This is a genomic window from Novosphingobium olei, from assembly GCF_012927405.1.
Taxonomy (GTDB): domain Bacteria; phylum Pseudomonadota; class Alphaproteobacteria; order Sphingomonadales; family Sphingomonadaceae; genus Novosphingobium; species Novosphingobium olei.
This window is the reverse complement of record NZ_JABBGM010000001.1, coordinates 776,820-796,753: the sequence shown is the minus strand read 5'-3', so window position 1 is coordinate 796,753 and position 19,934 is coordinate 776,820. Positions and strand designations below refer to the sequence as shown.

Annotated in this window: 23 protein-coding genes; 7 read left to right on the top strand and 16 right to left on the bottom strand. The window is 66.0% G+C overall.

Annotated elements, in window-relative coordinates; translation table 11 throughout:
- Window positions 1-87: 87 nt before the first annotated feature.
- The 7 genes from HHL27_RS03820 to ffh form a co-directional block, all read right to left on the bottom strand.
- Window positions 88-513, bottom strand: coding sequence for a type II toxin-antitoxin system VapC family toxin (locus HHL27_RS03820; protein WP_240959288.1), 426 nt, complete (start codon window positions 511-513; stop codon window positions 88-90).
- The gene (locus tag HHL27_RS03815; RefSeq protein ID WP_206069333.1) at window positions 459-776 is read right to left on the bottom strand and encodes an AbrB/MazE/SpoVT family DNA-binding domain-containing protein; all 318 of its coding nucleotides are present in this window, start codon (window positions 774-776) and stop codon (window positions 459-461) included. The genes HHL27_RS03820 and HHL27_RS03815 overlap by 55 nt, the downstream gene beginning before the upstream one ends.
- Before the next feature lie 47 nt (window positions 777-823).
- The gene (locus HHL27_RS03810) at window positions 824-2,332 is read right to left on the bottom strand and encodes a serine hydrolase domain-containing protein (RefSeq protein ID WP_169492003.1); all 1,509 of its coding nucleotides are present in this window, start codon (window positions 2,330-2,332) and stop codon (window positions 824-826) included.
- Window positions 2,333-2,407: 75 nt separating this feature from the next.
- The gene (locus tag HHL27_RS03805; protein WP_169492002.1) at window positions 2,408-2,698 is read right to left on the bottom strand and encodes a hypothetical protein; all 291 of its coding nucleotides are present in this window, start codon (window positions 2,696-2,698) and stop codon (window positions 2,408-2,410) included.
- 4 nt (window positions 2,699-2,702) lie between these two features.
- On the bottom strand, window positions 2,703-3,209 hold the full coding sequence (gene rimM / locus HHL27_RS03800; RefSeq protein ID WP_420874026.1) for a ribosome maturation factor RimM: 507 nt from the start codon (window positions 3,207-3,209) through the stop codon (window positions 2,703-2,705).
- Between the two features lie 2 nt (window positions 3,210-3,211).
- The gene (rpsP, locus tag HHL27_RS03795) at window positions 3,212-3,637 is read right to left on the bottom strand and encodes a 30S ribosomal protein S16 (protein ID WP_169492001.1); all 426 of its coding nucleotides are present in this window, start codon (window positions 3,635-3,637) and stop codon (window positions 3,212-3,214) included.
- A 32-nt stretch (window positions 3,638-3,669) separates the two neighbouring features.
- The gene (gene ffh / locus HHL27_RS03790; RefSeq protein ID WP_169492000.1) at window positions 3,670-5,172 is read right to left on the bottom strand and encodes a signal recognition particle protein; all 1,503 of its coding nucleotides are present in this window, start codon (window positions 5,170-5,172) and stop codon (window positions 3,670-3,672) included.
- A 277-nt stretch (window positions 5,173-5,449) separates the two neighbouring features.
- On the opposite strand from ffh, the gene HHL27_RS03785 reads away from it, so the two are divergent.
- The 7 genes from HHL27_RS03785 to HHL27_RS03755 all read left to right on the top strand — a co-directional run bounded on the left by HHL27_RS03785 (window position 5,450) and on the right by HHL27_RS03755 (window position 12,140).
- A complete protein-coding gene (locus HHL27_RS03785; protein ID WP_240959287.1) occupies window positions 5,450-7,117 on the top strand; it encodes a putative bifunctional diguanylate cyclase/phosphodiesterase in 1,668 nt (555 codons plus the stop codon).
- A gap of 82 nt (window positions 7,118-7,199) precedes the next feature.
- Window positions 7,200-8,009 carry a diaminopimelate epimerase gene (gene dapF / locus HHL27_RS03780; RefSeq protein WP_169491998.1) on the top strand — a complete coding sequence of 270 codons (810 nt, stop codon included), beginning with the start codon at window positions 7,200-7,202 and terminating at the stop codon, window positions 8,007-8,009.
- A gap of 10 nt (window positions 8,010-8,019) precedes the next feature.
- Window positions 8,020-9,234, top strand: coding sequence for a MiaB/RimO family radical SAM methylthiotransferase (locus HHL27_RS03775; protein WP_169491997.1), 1,215 nt, complete (start codon window positions 8,020-8,022; stop codon window positions 9,232-9,234).
- Window positions 9,231-10,157, top strand: coding sequence for a signal recognition particle-docking protein FtsY (ftsY, locus tag HHL27_RS03770; RefSeq protein WP_169491996.1), 927 nt, complete (start codon window positions 9,231-9,233; stop codon window positions 10,155-10,157). Before HHL27_RS03775 ends, ftsY begins: the two co-directional genes overlap by 4 nt.
- A 138-nt stretch (window positions 10,158-10,295) precedes the next feature.
- Complete coding sequence (locus HHL27_RS03765; RefSeq protein WP_169491995.1) at window positions 10,296-10,952, top strand: inner membrane-spanning protein YciB; 657 nt, start codon at window positions 10,296-10,298, stop codon at window positions 10,950-10,952.
- A gap of 119 nt (window positions 10,953-11,071) precedes the next feature.
- Window positions 11,072-11,644, top strand: coding sequence for a urate hydroxylase PuuD (locus tag HHL27_RS03760; RefSeq protein WP_169491994.1), 573 nt, complete (start codon window positions 11,072-11,074; stop codon window positions 11,642-11,644).
- A gap of 163 nt (window positions 11,645-11,807) precedes the next feature.
- Entirely contained in the window at window positions 11,808-12,140 is a 333-nt protein-coding gene (locus HHL27_RS03755; protein WP_169491993.1) for a hypothetical protein, read from the top strand.
- 13 nt (window positions 12,141-12,153) lie between these two features.
- Here the strand turns inward: HHL27_RS03755 and HHL27_RS03750 are convergent, their stop codons facing one another.
- The 9 genes from HHL27_RS03750 to HHL27_RS03710 form a co-directional block, all read right to left on the bottom strand.
- Entirely contained in the window at window positions 12,154-12,507 is a 354-nt protein-coding gene (locus HHL27_RS03750; RefSeq protein ID WP_169491349.1) for a response regulator, read from the bottom strand.
- Entirely contained in the window at window positions 12,504-13,457 is a 954-nt protein-coding gene (locus HHL27_RS03745) for a sensor histidine kinase (protein ID WP_169491992.1), read from the bottom strand. Before HHL27_RS03745 ends, HHL27_RS03750 begins: the two co-directional genes overlap by 4 nt.
- Before the next feature lie 91 nt (window positions 13,458-13,548).
- Window positions 13,549-15,516: a potassium transporter Kup gene (locus HHL27_RS03740; protein WP_206069332.1), complete on the bottom strand. Its 1,968-nt coding sequence runs from the start codon at window positions 15,514-15,516 to the stop codon at window positions 13,549-13,551.
- A 187-nt stretch (window positions 15,517-15,703) separates the two neighbouring features.
- On the bottom strand, window positions 15,704-16,384 hold the full coding sequence (locus HHL27_RS03735) for a tetratricopeptide repeat protein (protein ID WP_169491991.1): 681 nt from the start codon (window positions 16,382-16,384) through the stop codon (window positions 15,704-15,706).
- Entirely contained in the window at window positions 16,381-16,812 is a 432-nt protein-coding gene (locus tag HHL27_RS03730; RefSeq protein ID WP_169491990.1) for a cytochrome c-type biogenesis protein, read from the bottom strand. Before HHL27_RS03730 ends, HHL27_RS03735 begins: the two co-directional genes overlap by 4 nt.
- A complete protein-coding gene (locus HHL27_RS03725) occupies window positions 16,812-17,366 on the bottom strand; it encodes a DsbE family thiol:disulfide interchange protein (protein ID WP_169491989.1) in 555 nt (184 codons plus the stop codon). The genes HHL27_RS03730 and HHL27_RS03725 overlap by 1 nt, the downstream gene beginning before the upstream one ends.
- Entirely contained in the window at window positions 17,363-19,342 is a 1,980-nt protein-coding gene (locus tag HHL27_RS03720; RefSeq protein ID WP_169491988.1) for a heme lyase CcmF/NrfE family subunit, read from the bottom strand. Before HHL27_RS03720 ends, HHL27_RS03725 begins: the two co-directional genes overlap by 4 nt.
- Window positions 19,339-19,791: a cytochrome c maturation protein CcmE gene (ccmE, locus tag HHL27_RS03715; RefSeq protein WP_169491987.1), complete on the bottom strand. Its 453-nt coding sequence runs from the start codon at window positions 19,789-19,791 to the stop codon at window positions 19,339-19,341. Before ccmE ends, HHL27_RS03720 begins: the two co-directional genes overlap by 4 nt.
- On the bottom strand, window positions 19,788-19,928 hold the full coding sequence (locus HHL27_RS03710) for a hypothetical protein (RefSeq protein WP_169491986.1): 141 nt from the start codon (window positions 19,926-19,928) through the stop codon (window positions 19,788-19,790). The genes ccmE and HHL27_RS03710 overlap by 4 nt, the downstream gene beginning before the upstream one ends.
- Window positions 19,929-19,934 lie beyond the last annotated feature (6 nt).

Below are 19,934 nucleotides of genomic sequence, written 5' to 3'. Positions count from 1 at the left end.
ACCGCCAGTTTGGACGATGCCGAGCGATGAACAGGGCGGTTAAAATTGACGGACCAATCACCGCCACGAGGACTACGACCGTCGGCATCAATGCGACCAGTTCTCGACCTTGAGCCCCGGTACGTCGGCAAAGTCCTTGGCATTCGCCGTAACCAGAGTCAGCCCAAGCGAAATGGCATGAGCCGCAATCAGCCGGTCATAGCTGGCCCGCTTGAACGGAATCTTCGCGTAAGCCCTGGCCGCGTTCTCGTCAAAAGGCAGGACCGGCACTTCCTCGAGAAAGATATCCAAGATCCTGGCCGGAGGCGGCTTACCCTGCTCGGTGCCGAGGGCGACTTCCCCGAGCACGATCGACGAGATGACCATATCGCCCTCGTCGGCCTCAGCCATGCGCGCACGAAACGCGGGATCGTCGCCCTCTATGGCAATGATCACCGCATTGGTATCTAGCATGTATTTCAAGCGGAATCGCCATCGTCGGCGGGCTCGGGCCAGCCATGCTTCGCGCGCCATTCGGGATCGTCCCAAAGACGCGGACTAGGCTCGAACAAGCGATCTTCAGGCTCGATCCGCTTCAGGCCAGATCCCCGCCCGATGCCCCACACCTTGTCGATGTTGAACTTGCGCTTGGGCCTGTCCTTCGGGCGCAGGATCAGTTCGCCATCCTTTTCCTCGACGCTCCATTCGCGATCAGGCTCGACTCCCAAGGCCGCCGGGATGCGGATTGCGACCGAGTTTCCAGACTTGAAGCTCTTGGCAGTGTGCTCGATGCCCATCGCGGCCTCCGTATATACGCCCTGTATATACGGCAATGGCGGACGTTTCAATCCTTCGGCTCGAACGCGTATTTCAGCGATTGCAGGGTGATTGGCCTGGTCGGGGCGAGGATCAGGGTGCCGGTGATCTTTCCGTTGGCGCAGGGCCAGGTGAAGGTGCCGCTCATCGCGCCGTCGGGCTGGACGGGGGCAGCGATTTCGCAGGGGCCGGATCTGGCTTTGGTTTCGGCAAGCACCTTCGCCCAGTTGGCGGCGGTGCGGTCCATCGGGAAGTTCATCGACACACGGCCTTGCAGCGGATCGACGGTGCCGGCGGCCCAGACGGCCTGCGCGGAGGTGTAAAAGCTGGCGAGCTCGGGCGAGACGGGTTCTGTGCGCTTTGCGATCACGCCCTTTTCGCGCAGCAGGGCGGCGATGTCCCACACCGGCTGGCTGGGGCCGGAATAGGTCCTGTTGGTCAGCGCGAAGAAGGCGACGCCGTATTCGGGCAGGACCATGACGTGGCTGCCATAGCCGGGGAAGCCGCCTCCGTGGGCGAGCACCGTACCGTAGTCGCAATCGCCGATCACGCGCCAGCCCATGCCGTAGGACACCGTGCCGGGGCACTGCTTGTCGCCCCCCGTGGCGTAGCGGTGAAACACGGCCGCAAAGTTCAGCCCCTGCGCCATGCGCCGCACGGTCGCGCGACGCGCCGGACCGGTTTCGGGATCGTTGCGGGCCGGCCAGGCGGAGAGGAGGAAGCCGAGCCACTTGGCATAGTCGGTGGCGCTGACCTCCAGCCCGCCCATGGAATTGAAGGCGCCGTCCTTCATGGTCGGCTCCTGCACCCAGGCCTCGTTTTCCCAGCGATAGCCGATCGCGCGCTTGTCCCTGGGGTGGGCTAGGACGTCGAAGCCGCTCGCCGTCATGCCCAGAGGCGTGAGGAGGCGCTGTTCGACGTAATTGCGATAAGGTGCCTTGGTCACGTTGGCGATGACGCGGCCGAGGATGGCGTAGCCGAGGTTCGAATATTCGTGGCGCTGCTCTGGCGCGCGGGTGAAAGGCACGCCAGCGCGCAACAATGCGGTGAAGGCGGTTTGCGAGAGGGGCGTCTGTCGATCGCCCCACGGATCGTCCGTCACGAAGCCGGCGGTGTGGGTGAGGAGATCGCGGATCGTGATGCGCGGAGAATCGCTGGTGGGATAGGTCCAGCCGCGCAGTTCCGGAACGTAGCGATCGACCGGGTCATCGAGCCCGAGCCGGCCTTCGTCGCGCAGCTTGAGGATGGAGAGCGCGGTGAATGCCTTGGTCATCGATGCGATGCGGAACAGCGTATCGGGCGTGACCGGGCGCTTCTGGACGATGTCCTGCACGCCTTCGCTCTTCACGTAGGCGAGGCGGCCGTCCTTCACGATACCGAAGACGAGGCCGGGAACGTGGTTGCTCGCCATCCACTTCGTCAGGATGCCGTCGATCTGCGGATCGAGCGCGGCAATGTCGGGCTGGACCTGTTGCGCCTGAGCGCTGAACGGCTGCAACGCGAGCATTGCCGCGAAAAGTCCGGTTGCCGTTCTCATATTGCCCCCTCCCAACACCATCGCAGGAGAGTGCAGCGCGCTAGCGGGGATGCCAACGCCTTTTCGAATCTAAGATCAGGCCTTGGTCCGCGTCGCGTGCCAGGCGGCGGGCACGCCGACGACGAGCGCGACGATCAGGCCGAGCGTGAACACCGCACCGAGCGGCACCAGCGTCGTCAGGCGATAGGCGCGCCAGACGGAAATGAGGCCGGGGGTGACCGGGGCGAGCCCGGCGGGAACGGCGGCGAGCGCGATGCGCTGCCAGCGTGGCCTGGCCGGGAAGCGTGCGGCGATGCCCCACGAGAATACGGTCGCCAGAACGGCGGGCAGGCCGATCAGCACCAGTGCGGCGATGACGAAAGCCATGCCTTCAGTCTTCGGCGAAGGCGGCTTCGATCAGCAGCCGCTCGTCGTTCCAGTCGGGCACGGCTTCTGGCCGCATCGGCACCATGAAGCGCCGGGGCTTCTTGCCGTCCTCGGCCGGCGGACGCTCGATCTCGAGCACGTCGCCCGCGCCGTAGTTGTCGACCGCGATGCAGGTGCCGAGCGGTTCGCCGGCGGTGGAAACCGCAGGTAGGCCGATCAGGTCGGCGTGGTAGTATTCGCCATCGGCCAGCGGCGGCAATGCCGTGCGCGGAACGGTCAGCGCCGTGCCGCGCAAGCGTTCGGCCGCCGTGCGATCGGCGACTTCGGCGAAGCGGGCGATTGCCCCGCCCTTGCCATCGTCGCGCATCGCGCTGACCGTCAGCGTGGAATCGTTGAAGGCGCGGTAGCGCTTGAGCGCCGCCACGCCTTCACCGAACAGCTTCAAGCGGACCTCGCCCGTCACGCCGTGCGCACCGGTGATGGCGGCGAGCGTGACGGACCGGTCGCGCAAGATCAGGCCTCGGCCTGCTCTTCGGCAGCGGCTTCAGCCGGAGCTTCTTCGGCCGGAGCGGCAGCAGCAGCGGCGGCAGCTTCTTCGGCTTCACGCAGCTTCTCGGCCTTTTCCTCGGCGCGCTCCTTGGCCTTCTTGCCGGGCTCGGCCTTCTGCGGGTTGTTGGTGGCGGCGCGTTCCTTGATCCCGGCCTTGTCGAGCATGCGGGCGACGCGGTCGGTCGGCTGCGCGCCGACGCCCAGCCAGTAGCGGACGCGGTCTTCGACGATGCGAACGCGGTTCTCGTCATCCTTGGCGAGCAGCGGGTTGTAGGTGCCGACCTGCTCGAGATACTTGCCATCGCGCGGGGCGCGGCTGTTCGAGACGACGATCTTGTAGTAAGGGCGCTTCTTCGAACCGCCGCGCGAAAGACGCATGGAAACAGACATTTACTTCACCTTTCCGAGTAACTGGATCAAATTCACTTCTTCTTGAGCAGGTCGCCCAGATTGCCCGGCATACCGCCGCCCAATCCCGGAAGACCGCCAATTCCGTTGCCGCCGCCGAGGCCTCCCAGACCGCCGCCAAGGCCGCCCATTCCGCCGCCCATCTGCTGGTCGAGGCCGGGCATGGCAGCGCCCAGGCCGCCCTTGCCGAACAGCGCGCCGAGGCCCTTCAGACCGCCCATCTTCTTGATCTGCTTCATGGCCTTGGCCATTTCCATGTGCATCTTGATCAGCTTGTTGACGTCCTGCACCTGCGTGCCGGAGCCCTTGGCGATGCGGATCTTGCGCTTGGCGTTGAGCAGTTCGGGCTTTTCGCGCTCCTTGGGCGTCATCGAGCCGATGATCGCGTCCATGTGGAGCAGGACCTTGTCGTCCATGCCCGACTGGGCCATCGCCTGCTTGGCCTTCTTCATGCCGGGCAGCATGCCCGCCAGCATGCCGAGGCCGCCCATGTTCTGCATCTGGCGCAGCTGGGTGCGCAGGTCGTTCATGTCGAACTGACCCTTGGCCATGCGCGCGGCAAGCTTTTCGGCGTCTTCCTGCTGGATCGTCGCGGCCGCCTTTTCGACGATCGAGACGATGTCGCCCATGCCAAGGATGCGGCCGGCGACGCGTTCGGGATGGAAGGCCTCGATCGCGTCGAGCTTTTCGCCGGTGGCGGCGAACTTGATCGGCTTGCCGGTGACCGCGCGCATCGACAGCGCGGCGCCGCCACGGGCATCGCCGTCCATGCGGGTCAGCACCACGCCGGTGAGATCGACTTCGCCGGCGAAGTTCTGCGCGACGTTGACCGCGTCCTGGCCGGTCAGCGAATCGACGACGAGCAGCGTTTCCTTCGGAGCCGAGACGGCGGCGACCGCCTTCATCTCGTCCATCAGCGCCTGATCGACGTGGAGACGGCCGGCGGTGTCGAGCAGCAGGACGTCGACCGCCTGCAGCTTGGCCGCGTTGATCGCGCGGGTGGCGATTTCCACCGGCTGCTGGCCCACGATGATCGGCAGCGTGGCGACGCCCGCCTGTTCGCCGAGAACCTTGAGCTGCTCCTGCGCCGCCGGACGATTGACGTCGAGCGAGGCCATCAGGACCTTCTTGCCCTGCTTTTCCTTGAGCAGCTTGCCGATCTTGGCAGTGCTGGTGGTCTTGCCCGAGCCCTGCAGGCCGACCATCATGATCACGACCGGCGGCGCGGCGTTGAGATCGAGGTCGGCAGTGCCACCGCCGAGCATTTCGACCAGCGCATCGTTGACGATCTTGACGACCTGCTGGCCCGGCGTGACCGAGCGGAGCACCTGCTGGCCGACGGCCTGTTCGGTAACCTGATCGACGAAACGGCGGACGACGGGCAGCGCCACGTCGGCCTCGAGCAGCGCGATGCGCACTTCGCGCATGGCGGCGCGAACGTCTTCTTCCTGCAGCGCGCCGCGACCACGCAGGCGATCGAAAACGCCGCTGAGCCGGTCTGACAGACTATCGAACACGCGCCACACTCCTATCGGCCGCCAAACGCCAAAAACGCCGGTGTGCGAAACCTCGCAGACCAGCGTGTGGCATCATCGGCCATCGTCGAATCTGTCGCAGACACACCACGGGTGCAGCTGCGGACCCGCGCCCCCTATCCAACTGGCCCCGCCAACGCAAGCTTTTCCGCGCGCCACCCTGCCCCGTCAGGCCCACAGGAAAGGAGATTAACCGAAAATTGAGGACGTCATGCGTAGAGCTTCGGGGGGACTTGCGACGGGAACAAGGCAGTCGGGCATGGCGGGGAACGATGCAAACATGGCGGATGGGCAAGCACGCCCCGCGCCGCTCAAGCGTGCCGAACGCGATGTCGTGGCCTTGGGCATCCTCGTCGCGGCGATCCTGCTGTTTGTCGGCACCGGGTCGAGCGTGCTCGCCCCGATCGTGCGCAATATCGCCTATGGCGACGGGCACGCCGATGCCGCGCTGGGCAATGCGCTGATCCTCAACATCGCGCTGATCATCTTCGGCTGGCGCCGCTATGCCGAGCTGACGCGCGAAGTGCACGAACGCCGCAATGCCGAGGAAACCGCCCGGCAGCTGGCCGAGACAGACGCGTTGACCGGTTGCCTGAACCGCCGCAGCGTCGACCCTGCGATCGAGGCGTTGATTACCCGGGCCGCGCGCAGCGGCGACGACATCGTGCTGGCGGTGATCGACCTGGACCGGTTCAAGCGATCGAACGATCTCCACGGCCATCAGGCCGGCGATGCCGTGCTGGTCGAAACCGCCAAGCGCCTGCGCGCGCTGCTGCCCGATGCTTCGGTGCTGGCGCGGCTGGGCGGCGATGAATTCGTCTGTGCCGCCGCCTTCCCGCCCGGCCATGTAGCCGCGATCGAGGGCCTTGCCGCGCGGCTCAACCAGGCGATCGCGCTGCCGATCGCATGGAATGGCGCGACACTGGAAATCACCGGCTCGATCGGAATCGCCCGCAGCGACGTGCTGCCCGATGCAAGACCGAACGAGCTGTCACACCGACTGCAGCACCGCGCGGACCTTGCCATGTATCAGGCCAAGAAAGCCGGGCGCGACCGCTATTGCTGGTTCGATCCTTCGATGGAACGCGAGATCCAGTTCCGCTCCGAGCTGGAACGCGGCATCCGCGACGGCATCGAAGCGGGCGAATTCGTGCCATTCTACGAAAAGCAGGTCGATCTCGAGAGCGGCGAGTTGACCGGGTTCGAGATGCTGGCCCGCTGGAAAAGCCCGCGCTTCGGCCTGGTCAGCCCGGAAGTGTTCATTCCCATCGCCGAGGAAATGGGCGTGATCGCGCCGCTGTCCGAAGGGCTGATCCGGCAGGCGCTGGTCGATGCCCGCGACTGGGATCCGCGGCTGACGCTGTCGGTGAACATCTCGCCGATCCAGCTGCGCGATCCCTGGTTTGCGCAGAAGATCCTGAAGCTGCTGGTCGAGGCGAACTTTCCGCCCAGCCGGCTCGACATCGAGATCACCGAAACCTGCCTGCACGAAAACGTGGGCGTGGTGCGCTCGCTGATCACCAGCTTGCGCAACCAAGGCATCACGATCAGCCTGGACGATTTCGGCACCGGTTATTCAAGCCTGTCCCAGCTGCGCACCCTGCCGTTCGACAGGATCAAGATCGACCGCAGTTTCGTTTCGACGCTGGGCCGCAGCAAGGACAGCTCGACGATCGTCGAGGCGATCTCCTCTCTCGGGCGCGGCATGGACCTTCCGATCACCGCAGAGGGAATCGAGAGCGACGTCGTGCTGGAAGAACTGCGCAAGTACGGCCGGTTCAAGGGCCAGGGCTTCCTTTATGGCGAACCCGTGTGCGCCGAGGACGTCAGCGCCGCGCTGGCAGCGCAGGGGCTGATGGCGCCGAAGCCCGAGGCCCAACCCCGCGACAGCGAAAGCACGCCGCCTTCGCGTTTCGCGCAGGGCTGAGCCACCCCCGCCCGATCTTTCGCCCGGTCCTTTCCGGTCTGGCGCATTGCACCGCGCGGCAGACGCGCCTAGATCGCGCGCCATGCGCACGCCCTTTCGCAAGATGCACGGCCTTGGCAACGATTTCATCGTGATCGACGCGCGTGCGCGCGCCGTCGCCATGTCCAACGCCCGTGCCGCCGCGCTGGCAGACCGTCGGACCGGGATCGGCTGCGACCAGCTGATCGTGCTCGAACCGAGCGAGATCGCCGATGTGCGCATGCGCATCTTCAACGCCGACGGCGGCGAAGTGGAAGCCTGCGGCAATGCCAGCCGCGCAGTCGGCCTGCTGCTGGGCGGCGAGCAGCGGATCGAGACGCTTGGCGGAACGATCGCTTCGAGCACGGGAGCAGACGGCGTCAGCGTCGACATGGGCATGCCCCGGTTCGATTGGGACGCCATCCCGCTTGCCTACGCGATGGACACGCTGACTATGCCGGTCGGATGGGAAGACCTGAGCGACCCGACCGCCGTCAACGTCGGCAATCCACACGTGATCTTCTTCGTGCCCGACTGCGATGCGGTCGACCTTGCCCGGCTGGGGCCGGCGATCGAGACCGACCCGCTGTTTCCGGCGCGCGTCAACGTCAACGTAGCGAGTGTGGTCGGCTCCGACCACCTGCGCCTGCGCGTATGGGAGCGCGGGGTCGGCCTGACGCGAGCGTGCGGCACCGGCGCCTGCGCCACCGCGATCGGCGCGATGCGGCGCAAGCTGGTCGGCCGCACCACGCGGGTAGATCTGCCCGGCGGCACGCTGACCATCGCCTGGCGCGAGGATGGCTCGATCCTGATGACCGGGCCCGCGGCGACGAGCTTCGAAGGCACCTTCGAGGATTCGGACTTCCCGGCATGATCGGCCCGGCGTGACGGTAGAGGTCGTGACTCTCGGCTGCCGCCTGAACCTTGCCGAGAGCGAGGCGATCCGTGCCGTGCTGGCCGATGGCCCGCCGACGGTGGTGGTCAATTCATGCGCGGTGACCGCCGAAGCCGTGCGCCAGTCGCGCCGCACGGTGCGCCGCCTGCGCCGCGAACATCCCGACGCCCGCCTGCTGGTGACCGGCTGCGCCGCGACGATCGAGCCGGGCGCTTTCGCCGCGATGAGCGAAGTCGATGGCGTGGTGCCGAACGATGCCAAGAGCGATCCCGCCGCGTGGCGGGGCGAGCCGACCGCCCTTCCCGCCGCGCTTGATCCGGCCACGCCCGTTTCCGCCCCACTGCGGCCAAGCACGCATCACACCCGGGCCTTCGTGCCGGTGCAAAACGGCTGCGACCATGCCTGCACCTTCTGCATCATCCCGCAGGGCCGCGGGGCGAGCCGCTCCCTGCCGGTTGCCGACGTCTTGCGGCAGGTGGAGCGCCACCTTGCGCTGGGCGTCAACGAAGTGGTGCTGACCGGCGTGGATGTGACCAGCTGGGGTGCCGATCTTCTCGGCGCGCCCAGGCTCGGCGATCTGGTGGCCGGGATTCTGGCCGCCTGCCCCACCCTTCCCCGGCTGCGGCTGTCCTCGCTCGACGGCATCGAGATCGACGACCTGCTGTTCGAGCTGATCAGCGGCGAGGCGCGCGTGATGCCGCACGTCCACCTTTCGCTGCAATCGGGCAGCGACATGATCCTCAAGCGGATGAAGCGGCGCCATAGCCGCGCGCAGGCGATCGCGCTGGTCGAACGGCTGCAGTCCGCCCGGCCCGGAATCGCGATAGGGGCAGACCTGATCGCGGGCTTCCCCACCGAGGACGCCGGCATGCATGCCGACAACGTCTCGATCGTGGCCGCCTGCAATATCGTGCACGGCCACGTCTTCCCCTATTCGCCCCGTCCAGGCACGCCCGCCGCGCGGATGCCGCAGGTCGCCCCACCTCTGGTGCGCGAACGCGCGGCGCAAGTACGCGCCGCCGTGGCCGCGAACCGGGAACGCTGGCTGGCTTCGCGCGTCGGCGTTGCAGCGCAAGTGCTTGCCGAACGCGACGGCACCGGCCATGCCCCGGACTTCGCCCCCTATCGTCTGCCCGAAGGCACCCTGCCGGGCAGTCTCGTCACGTTGAAGCCTACAAGGATCGCCGAAGGAATGCTGGCATGAGTAGCGAAAGCTGGTCCGACCGTCTGCTCGGGGGCTTCCGCAAGACCTCGGAACGCCTGGTCGGCAACCTTGCCGGCTTTTCCGGCACGACCCGCCTGTCGGACGAGCAGCTCGACGATATCGAGGATGCGCTGATCCTGTCGGACCTTGGCCCGCGTGCCGCCTCGCGCATCCGCGAACGGCTCGCCGCCGCGCGGTTCGAGGCAGGGATCGACGATCGCGCCATTCGCGAGGCGGTGGCCGAGGAAATCGCCGCGATCCTGCGCCCGGTGGCCAAGCCGCTCGACATCGTCGCCTTTCCGCGACCGCAGGTGATCCTGGTCATCGGCGTCAACGGGTCGGGCAAGACCACGACCATCGCCAAGCTTGCGCACCTGTTCCAGGAACAGGACTATGGCGTGATGCTGGCCGCGGGCGATACGTTCCGCGCGGCGGCGATCGGCCAGCTCAAGGTGTGGGCGGACCGGCTGGGCGTGCCGATCACCACCGGCCCCGAAGGCGGCGATCCCGCCTCGATCGTGTTCGACGCGGTGAAGTCAGCCACCGAGACCGGGATCGACGCGCTCATCGTGGATACCGCCGGGCGCCTGCACAACAAGCGCGAGCTGATGGACGAACTCGCCAAGATCCGTCGCGTGCTCGGCCGGCTGAACCCCGAAGCGCCGCACGACGTGGTGCTGGTGCTCGATGCCACCAACGGCCAGAACGCGCTGCAGCAGATCGAGATCTTCAAGGAAGTGGCGGGCGTTTCGGGCCTGATCATGACCAAGCTCGACGGCACGGCGCGGGGCGGCGTGCTGGTCGCGGCGGCGGAGCAGTATGGCCTCCCCATCCATGCCATCGGCGTGGGCGAGAAGATCGACGACCTGCGCCCCTTCGATCCCGATCTCGTCGCCAAGGTCATCGCGGGGGTGTTCCAGTGAGCTTGCCCCCAAACCTCCGCCGCCCCGCCCCGCTCGCCCTGAGCTTGTCGAAGGGCTGCCTTTTCCCTTCAGCGACGATGCCGTCACAAGAAGGACGGTCCTTCGACAAGCTCAGGACGGACGGTTTTGAGATGAGCCATGGCTGAAGCACCCAGTCCAAAGCCCAAGTCCTCTTGGATCAACCTCGCGGTCGATTACGGGCCGCTGCTGGTGTTCTTCCTTGCCTATCGCATGTTCAGTCCCAAGGGCGATGCGCATGGCGGCGCGGACCTCGGCTCTGCGGTGGCGGTGACCAAGTCTACGCTGGCGTTCATGGGTGCGACGGTGGTGGCGCTGATCGTGTCGAAGTGGCGGCTGGGCAAGATCTCGCCGATGCTGTGGCTGTCGACGGCGCTGATCATGGGCTTCGGCACGCTGACAGTGCTGCTGGGCGATCCGTTCTGGATCCAGGTCAAACCGACCGCGATCTACCTGCTGTTCGCCGCCGTGTTGTTCGGTGGTCTGTGGCGCGGCAAGGCCGTGCTGCGCACGCTGCTGCAAAGTGCGTTCGACGGGCTTTCCGACGAAGGCTGGATGAAGCTGTCGCGCAACTGGGCATTCTTCTTCCTGTTCCTCGCCGCGCTGAACGAAGTGCTGCGGCATACACTCAGCTTCGATGGCTGGCTGCAGGCGAAACTGTGGGGGGTGACCGGTCTTTCGTTCCTGTTCACCTTCGCGCAGATACCGATGCTGATGCGCCATGGCCTTGGCGAAGAGCAGGCGGACACGGTCGAGCAGAACCCGCCGCACGATTGAAACGGCTTGTCGCACGGCCAAAAAGGTGTGACATTTTCCCCACGACGGCTAGTTTCGCCGCGAGCAGTGGCGCCGCCAGTCGCCCATCTGCTTCAAGATACTGGAATTAGGGGGAAATAATGGCCAAGCTCTTCGGAAATCTGCACCTTATTCTCGGCATCGGCCTTGTCGCGGCCATCGCCGTGATGCTCGGCTTTGCCGACAGCGCGCCGGTCGACGGGAATTCGATCTTCCGCTGGCTGCACGTCTTCTTCGGGATCGTCTGGATCGGCCTGCTCTACTACCTGAACTTCGTCCAGGTGCCGACGATGCCCAAGATCCCGGCCGAGCAGAAGGGCGCAATCACCGGCCACATCGCGCCGAAGGTGTTCTTCTTCTTCCGCTATGGCGCGCTGCTGACGCTGATCACCGGGCTCGGCATCTCGATCATCGACGGCTATGGCCACGCCGCGCTGACGTTCAGCGGCGAAGGCAACGTGAAGCTGATCGGCGTCGGCATGTGGCTCGCCATCATCATGGCGTTCAACGTGTGGTTCATCATCTGGCCGGCGCAGAAGAAGATCCTCGGCATCGTCGAAGCGACCGCCGAAGAGAAGGCCGCCGCCGCCCCGCGTGCCCTGATCGCCAGCCGCACCAACCTGCTGCTGTCGCTGCCGATGCTGTACTGCATGGTCAGCGCCAACCTCGGCTGATCGCAGCCACCGAGCGCTTCGAGCGGCGCGTCGTCCCGGGCGGACGGCGCGCCGTTCGCGTTTTGGCGGAACCGTTTGGCGCGAGCGGGCGTTGGCGGGCCATGTCCGGCGTCACAGCGACGTCGGACGGGACCCATGTTCAGGGATTGGAGCAAGACCCCTTATGCGCAAGCTTTCCATCGCAGCCATGTCGCTCGCCGCCGCCGGTGCCCTTTCGCTCGCCGCCTGCTCTGAAAAGACGCAGGACAATGCCGCCGCCACCGCCAGCTCGGCCGCCAACGACGTCGGCAACGCAGCGGACAAGGTGGGTGATGTTGCCAAGGACAGCGCAGACGCCGTGGGTGCCGCGGCCAGCGACGCCGTCGACAAGGCCGATGCGGCCGCCGACAAAGCCGCAGTGGCCGCCGACAAGATGGGCAATCACGTGAAGGAAGGCGCGGCCGAAGCCGAAGCCACCATGCAGAACGAGCCCGTGTCGAAGTCCAAGAAGGACTGAGACCCCCAGGGTTTCAAGCGGCCGTGAGCCGGGCGAGTTCCTCGACGAGCGCGCCCGGCCGGTACGGCTTGGACAGGACTGTCACTTCGGCGAATTCGTCCTGCACCATCCCGTAACCGGTGGCGATCACATAGGGGACGCCCTTGTCCCGCAGGGCACGCGCCACGGGCGCGCCAGGCTCCCCGCCCAGGTTCCAGTCGAGCACCGCGGCATCCAACCGCTCCCCCCCGGCGAGTTCGAGTCCCTCTGCCAGCGTTCCGGCGGGTCCGATCACCTGTGCGCCTTCATCCTCTAGGATGTCGGCAATCATCGCCGCGACGATGAATTCGTCCTCGACGACGAGAATGCGTTTTCCGGTCAGGTTCACTTCGATCCTCCCAGGGGAAAGGCAAACCGGCAGACGAGCCCGTGTGGCGCGTAGTCGACGCTTGATTCCCCACTCAACTGGCGCTGTACCGCGCCTTCTATCATCCGCGAGCCGAAGCCCTTGCGCGACGGTGGCGCGACGGATGGGCCACCCAGTTCGCGCCATACCATGGCAAGACGGCCAGCGGCGGCATCGAGCCCCCAATCGACTTCGACCCACCCGCCATCAACCGACAGCGCACCGTACTTCATCGCATTGGTCGACAGTTCGTGCAGCACCATGATCAGCGGGACCGTCGGCTCTGCGGGAATGATTACCTGTGGCCCGGCGGCGCGGACCGTGCCGCGGCGGCATATCGCGGTACCCTGGCGCACGATCTCGTCAAAGGTGTTGCCGCCCCAGTTGGCGCGGCTGAGCATGGTGTGCGCGCCAGCGAGAGCGGAGAGCCGTTCGTTGAAAGTCTCGATCGGCCCGGTTGGCAGTCGCACGTCGCGAAAGGTCTGCTGCGCCATGGCCTGGACCACCATCAAGGTGTTCTTCACGCGGTGGTTGAGTTCGCCGATCAGCAAATCGTTGCGCTCTTCGAGCACCCGACGCTCGGTGATGTCGATCCCGGTCGACTGGGCAACGAGCAGGCGGCCCGCATCGTCGAATTCCAGCGCATGGTTGCGCCACAGCGTCCAGCGCGGACCGGAACTGGTCTCGAAGCGGTTTTCTATGGTTGTCTCGACATTGTCGGGCGCAAGCTGACCAAGCTGCTCCTGCACTGCGTCGCGATCCTCGTCCGAGACGAAATCCCATAGCGAGCGGCCAAAAAGCGCCTTCGGCTGTTCGCCAAGGCTTTGCGCATAGGCGCGGTTCACGAACAGGATCGTTCCGTCCGCCTTGTACCGGCACACCATCTCGAGCTGCGCGTCGAGGATTTCCAGCAGCATTGCGGAATCCGACATGATTGCGAAGCTTTGTCCCCTGCGAAGAGGGTATAACTATCAGCTGTGCCCCCAAATCCAATGGGGTAGTGCATCGGAAATCGAATGGCTCTCAGATCTTGAGCTGGCTACCCAGTTCGACGACGCGGTTCGTCGGCAGGCGGAAGAATTCCATCGCGCTAGCTGCGTTGCGCAGCATCCAGGCAAACAGCTTTTCGCGCCACAGGGCCATGCCCGGCTTGTCCGACGGGATCAGCGTCTGGCGCGACAGGAAGAAGCTGGTCTTCATCATGTCGAACGCTTCGCCGCACATCGTCACGGTGCGAAGCGCCGCCGGCACGTCCGTTTCTTCCAGGAAGCCGAAGCGCAGGGTCAGGCGATAGAAGCCGTTGCCGAAGTCCTTGACCGTCGAACGCTCAGCCGGCTCGACATAGGGCACGTCCTCGATGTGGACGGTCAGGATCACCACGCGCTGGTGCAGCACCTTGTTGTGCTTGATGTTGTGCAGCAGCGCCGACGGCACGCCTGCCACGGTCGAGGCCATGAACACGGCCGTGCCGGGCACGCGCGTGGCGCTCGAATGCGCGGACTTGGTGAAGACTTCGAGCGGGATCGAGCCTTCCGCCATGCCTTGGCGCATCAGCGCACGGCCGCGCGACCATGTGGTCAGCAGGGTGAAGATCGCGATGCCCATCAGCAGCGGCACCCAGCCCCCGTCGGGGATCTTGGTCAGGTTGGCACCAAGGTAACCGCCGTCGATCAGGAAGAACATCGTCAGCAGGCCGATGGCCAGCGGCTTCTTCCAGTGCCACAGCTTGAACAGCACCACCGCGAGCAGGAAGTTGTCGATCAGCATCGCGCCGGTGACGGCGATGCCATAAGCCGCCGTCAGGTTCGACGAACGCTGGAAGACCAGCACCAGCAGGATCACCGCGATCATCAGCGCGAAATTGATCACCGGGATGTAGATCTGCCCGGCTGCGGTGGAGGTGTGCTTGATCGTCATGCGCGGGATGAAACCGAGCTGGATCGCCTGCTGCGTGACCGAGAACGCGCCCGAGATGACGGCCTGCGAGGCGATCACCGCAGCAAGGCTGGCGATGATCAGCAGCGGCCACTGGAACCAGTCGGGCGCGAGGAAATAGAACGGGCTTTCGAGCGCGGCCGGATTGCGCATCAGCAGCGAGGCCTGGCCCAGGTAATTGAGCACCAGCGCAGGCAGCACGAAGGCCAGCCACGACATGCGGATCGGGCTGCGACCAAAATGGCCCATGTCGGCATAAAGCGCCTCTGCCCCGGTCACCGCCAGCACGGCGGCGCCCATCGCCAGGAATCCGCGGAACGGATCGGCGAGGAACATTTCCACCGCGTGGTGCGGCGAAAGTGCGGAAATCACCTGCGGCATCTGCGCGATGCTGACGAGGCCGAGCACTGCGATCGTGGCGAAGTAGAACAGCATGATCGGACCGAAGAAGGTCGCAACCTTTTCGGTGCCGCGCGACTGGATCAGGAACAGGCCGATCAGGATCGTCACCACCATCGGCACGATCAACGGATGCATTTCGGGCTGGTAGACGGCCACGCCTTCGATCGCGCCCATCACCGAGACGGCCGGCGTGATCATCGAATCGCCATAGAAAAGCGCGGTTGCGAACACCCCCAGCAGGATGATGCCCTTGCCCCAGCGATTGCCGGTGGTGTGCTGGTTGATCAGTGCAAGCAGGGCAAGGCTGCCGCCTTCGCCCTTGTTGTCGGCGCGCATGATCACCGAGACGTACTTCAGCGTCACGATGATCATCATCGACCAGAACATGAGGCTGATGATGCCATAGACGTGGAGCTGATCGAGCGGGAGCGGATGGTGGCCGGCGAAGGTATCGCGCAGCGCGTAGAGCGGGCTGGTACCGATATCGCCGAACACGACGCCGATCGCCCCGACCGCCATCTTGAGCAGGCTGCCCTGATGATGACCGGCCTGATGACCCGCGTGCCCATCAGCATGCGCATGGCCGTGTCCGCCCGCCCCTTCTGCGGATAGAGGCGCGTCCGTGTTTTCGGACCCAACAACGGCGTCGTTCATGCCAAGCGATCCCCGGCCATTGCCCAGTCCATTACGGCCCAGTCCTGATTGACCATGTCCGCCCGAACCCACAACGGGCCCGGACCGGCGCGGCGCTTAGCACTGCCCCCAAGCCCCCGCAATGGGAGTGAAGACGAGCCGTCGCGAAGGTGCAACGCCCTTGATTCATCGGGGTTCCGTCCGGGTTTCAGCGAGCGGACGTGCTGGCTTCGGGCGCCGGGGCCGCAGGCGGCGGCATTGCCTGCCCGCTCGCCGCCAGCATCTGGTCGAGTCGCGCAAGGCGGCTTTCGAGATCGGCACGATAAGGCGCATCGGCGGGCGAGCGGCGCAGCAGCTCGGCCCAGATGGCGCGCGCATCGGCCAGCTTGCCCGACTGCGCGAGGGCGAGGCCCATGAAGAACGGCGGCCCGGGGTGATCGGGCGCGATCTGCGCCGCCTTCTGGAAGGCGAACTGCGCGGCCGGCGTGATCAGCCCGTCGCTATGGCCGACAAGCGCATTGCCATAGGCAACCCACAGGTCGGCATCCTCGGGGTTCTTCTCCACCGCGGTCTTGAGCACATCGGCCGCGGCACGGAACTGGCCCTGGCGCGAAAGCGCATCGGCCAGCGTCAGCCACGTCGCGCCCTTGCCGAAGGCATCGCCCATTTCCTGCCGCTGCTTGAGCAGTGCGGCATCGGCGGTCTTGTCGGTTTCAACGGCTTGCTTGGGCGAGCCGGCATAGCCCGGGTGCCCCTGAAGCGCGTAACCTGCAACGCCGAACAACAGCGCAGCACCGGCGATCTCCCATCCCGCACGCGGGATCCTGAGCACGAAGGCGAGGATCGCGAAGACCGCAGCGGCGATGAGCAGGATCAGCACCCAGGTCATGGCTTGTCGCCTTCGTTGTCGGCCTTGCGGCGGAAGCGTCCACGCAGGAGCAGCGCGGCGAGCGCCAGGATCACCAGCGGCGCGGCGAACAGCGGCCAGGTGATCGGCTTCACCTGCGGGGTGTAGCTGACGTAGTCGCCATAGCGTTCGATCAGCCACTGGCGGATTTCTTCAGGATCCTCGCCCGCAGCGATGCGGGTGCGGACCTGGTGGCGCATGTCGCCCGCCATCGGCGCATCGCTGTCGGCAATCGACTGGCTCTGGCACTTGAGGCAGCGCAGCGTTTCCATCAGCGCCTGCGCCTTGGCCTCCTTCGCCGGATCGTCGAGCTGGCGGTAGGCGTAGGGCGCGGGCGGCATCGAATCCTGCGCAGGCGCGAGCGTGGGGGCGAGGAACAACGCGCACAGCACAATGAGCAGGCGCCGCATCACTTGCCCGCCTCTTCGAGCTTGGACAGGATCATCGGCACGTCTTCGGGCCGGATGTCGCCGATGTGCTGGTAGCGGATCACGCCTTTGCCATCAACGACGAAAGTCTCGGGCACGCCCGACGAGCCGATCGCGAGCTGGACCTGGCTCAGATCGTCCTTGCCGATGCGGGCGAAGGGGTTGCCGTTCTGGGCCAGGAAGCGGGCGACGTCTTCCTTGCGGTCACGGATGGCGACGCCGTCGATTTCCACGCCCTGCCCGGCAAGCTGGGCGAGCTGCGGCGATTCGACCGCGCAAGGCACGCACCAGCTGGCAAAGACATTGAGCAGGCGGGGCTTGCCCGCCTTGAACACCGACGTAGCCAGGCCGGGCCGCTCGTCGATCGCGGGCGGCAGGTCGAACTGCGGCAGCGGCTTGCCGATGAAGGCGCTGGCCACTTCGCGGTCGGCCGGGCGGACGAGGCCCCAGATCACCAGCGCGAAGAAGCCGGCGAACAGGATCAGCGGCAGCCACAGTGCAAGGCCGGGCTTTTTCGCAGGCGTCCGGTCGTTCACTGGCCCACTCCCAGCTGCGCCTTGCGGCTACGGCGATAGGCGATCTTGCCGGTCGCGACCAAGCGGCGGACATCGGCGGCAACGCGGCCCAGCAGCGCGAGCAGGCCGCCGAACGCGATCAGCGCGCCGCCATACCAGATCATCGGCACGAAGGGCTTCCACCAGAAACGCATCTGCCAGCGGCTATCCTCGCCCTCTTCGCCGAGCACGGCGTAAAGCTGCCCGTTCCAGCGTGTTTTCAACGCGCTTTCGGTGCGGTTGCCCGGCGGGTTGGAGAACGTGCGCGCCTGCGGGTGCAGGATCGCCGGCGCGGCACCGGCATAGCTTGCCGAAACCGTCGCTTCGAGCGCGGTCCAGTTCGGCCCGGCAACGGGGCCGATGCCTTCGAGCTTGACCGTGTAGGGCCCGACCTGCTGCGTATCGCCCGGGCGCATCGCGGCAAGACGCTCGGTCGAGAAAGCGCTTTCGCTTGCCATGCCGAACAGCGCCACGGCAATGCCGAAGTGGCCGAAAACCATGCCCCATGTGGCCAGCGGCGTGCGGCGCAGGTTGCGGCCGCGCAAGGGCAGGAAGCTCGCCGGAGCAAGCCCAGCGGCGATGGCAAGGCCCAATGCCGGCAGCAGCTTGATCTGCGGGGCCATGAGCTCGACGCCGAGCAGCACCGCCGCCGACAGCAGCGCACAAACGCCCACCGGCAACGTGACGCGCCCGGCGCGCTTGCCGTCAAGGCTGTCCTGCCGCCAGCGCAGCAGCGGCCCCACGCCCATCACCAGCATCATCGGGATCGCGAACACGGCCGACACGGGGTTGAAGTAGGGCGGCCCCACCGACACCTTCACCCCCATCGCTTCGGTCAGCAGCGGATAGAGCGTACCGACCAGCACGATGCCGAGGATGCCGCACAGCATCACGTTGTTGAACACGAGGCTCGCCTCGCGGCTGACGAAGCTGAACCGTGCGCCTTCGGTCACCGTCGAGGCGCGCAAGCCGAACAGCGTCAGCGCCCCGCCGATGTAGATCGCCAGCAGCGCGAGGATGAACGAGCCGCGTTCCGGGTCCACCGCGAAGGCGTGGACCGAGGTGAGAATGCCCGAGCGCACGAGGAACGTGCCGACCATCGACATCGAGAACGCGATCACCCCCAGCATGACCGTCCACGCTTTCAGCGCATTACGGCTGGCGAGCACCGAGCACGAATGCAGCAGCGCCGTCGCGGCGAGCCAGGGCATCAGCGAGGCGTTCTCGACCGGGTCCCAGAACCACCAGCCGCCCCAGCCGAGCGTGTAGTAGGCCCAGTACGATCCGGCGGTGATGCCCAGCGTCAGGAAGATCCACGCCCCCAGCACCCAGGGGCGCATGGCGCGGGCAAAGGCCGGGCCAACATCGCGCGTGACCAGCGCACCCACGGCGAAGCTGAACGCGATCGAAAGGCCGACGTAGCCGACGTAGAGAGTGGGCGGATGGAACGCGAGGCCGATGTCCTGCAGCAGCGGGTTCAAACCGGCGCCTTCGGGCGCGGGCTCGGGCAGACGCTGGAACGGGTTCGACGACAGCAGTAGGAAGGCGTAGAAGCCCAGACTGACGAAAGACTGCCCGGCCAGCGTCGCAATCAGGGTGTTTTCCGGCAGGCGCTTTTCGATCAGCGCGACGAAGCCACCGGCGACCGCCATGATCGTGACCCACAGCAGCATCGAGCCTTCGTGGTTGCCCCAGGTCCCCGCCAGCTTGAAGATGAAGGGCTTCATCGAATGGCTGTTTTCCGCGACCAGCTTGACCGAGAGGTCCGTGGTCAGGAACAGCGTGATCAGCGCGGCGAGCGCGGCCGCGACAAGCACGCCCTGCATGACCGCAACGGGGCGGACAAGCCCAGCGATCTGCCGTCCTTCGGGACGCAGCGCGAGAACGCCCGCGACAAGCTGCAGCACCGCCAGCGCGGCGGCCATCCACAGGACGGCGAGGCCCAATTCAGCGATCATTTGGTTTCTGCCACCACCTGCTTGGCCTGCTGCGCGGTCATGTCCTTCATTTCGCGCGGCACATACTTTTCATCGTGCTTGGCGAGCAGGTTGTCGGCCACGAACGTCTGGCCTTCCATGCGCCCTTCGGCAACCACGCCCGAGCCTTCGACGAACAGGTCCGGCGTGATGCCGGTAAAACGCACCGGCACGCGCGCCTTGCCGTCGCCGACGACGAAGTTGACCGTCACGCCATCGGCGGCGTGGCTGATCGAACCCTTTTCGACCATGCCGCCCAGCCGGACCGCCCGGCCCGCTTCGGGCGGATGGGCGACGAGATCGCTGGGCACATAGAAATAGGCAGCCTGGTTCTTGAGCGCCCAGGCGGCGAGCAGTCCCGCGCCAATCAAAGCGATCAGCGCGATGACGAGCAGTACAAGCCGCTGATGCTTGGCCTTGATCGCACTCATCTACCCTTCACCTTGTCCCGGCGCTTTTCCGCACGCAGCATGGCGGCAAGGCTCCAGCCGACGAGCAGCAGCGTGCCGACAACGCCGATCGCCAGCGCGGCGTAGACATATTGCCACTGGTTGAGCCCTTCATGCATCGGTGC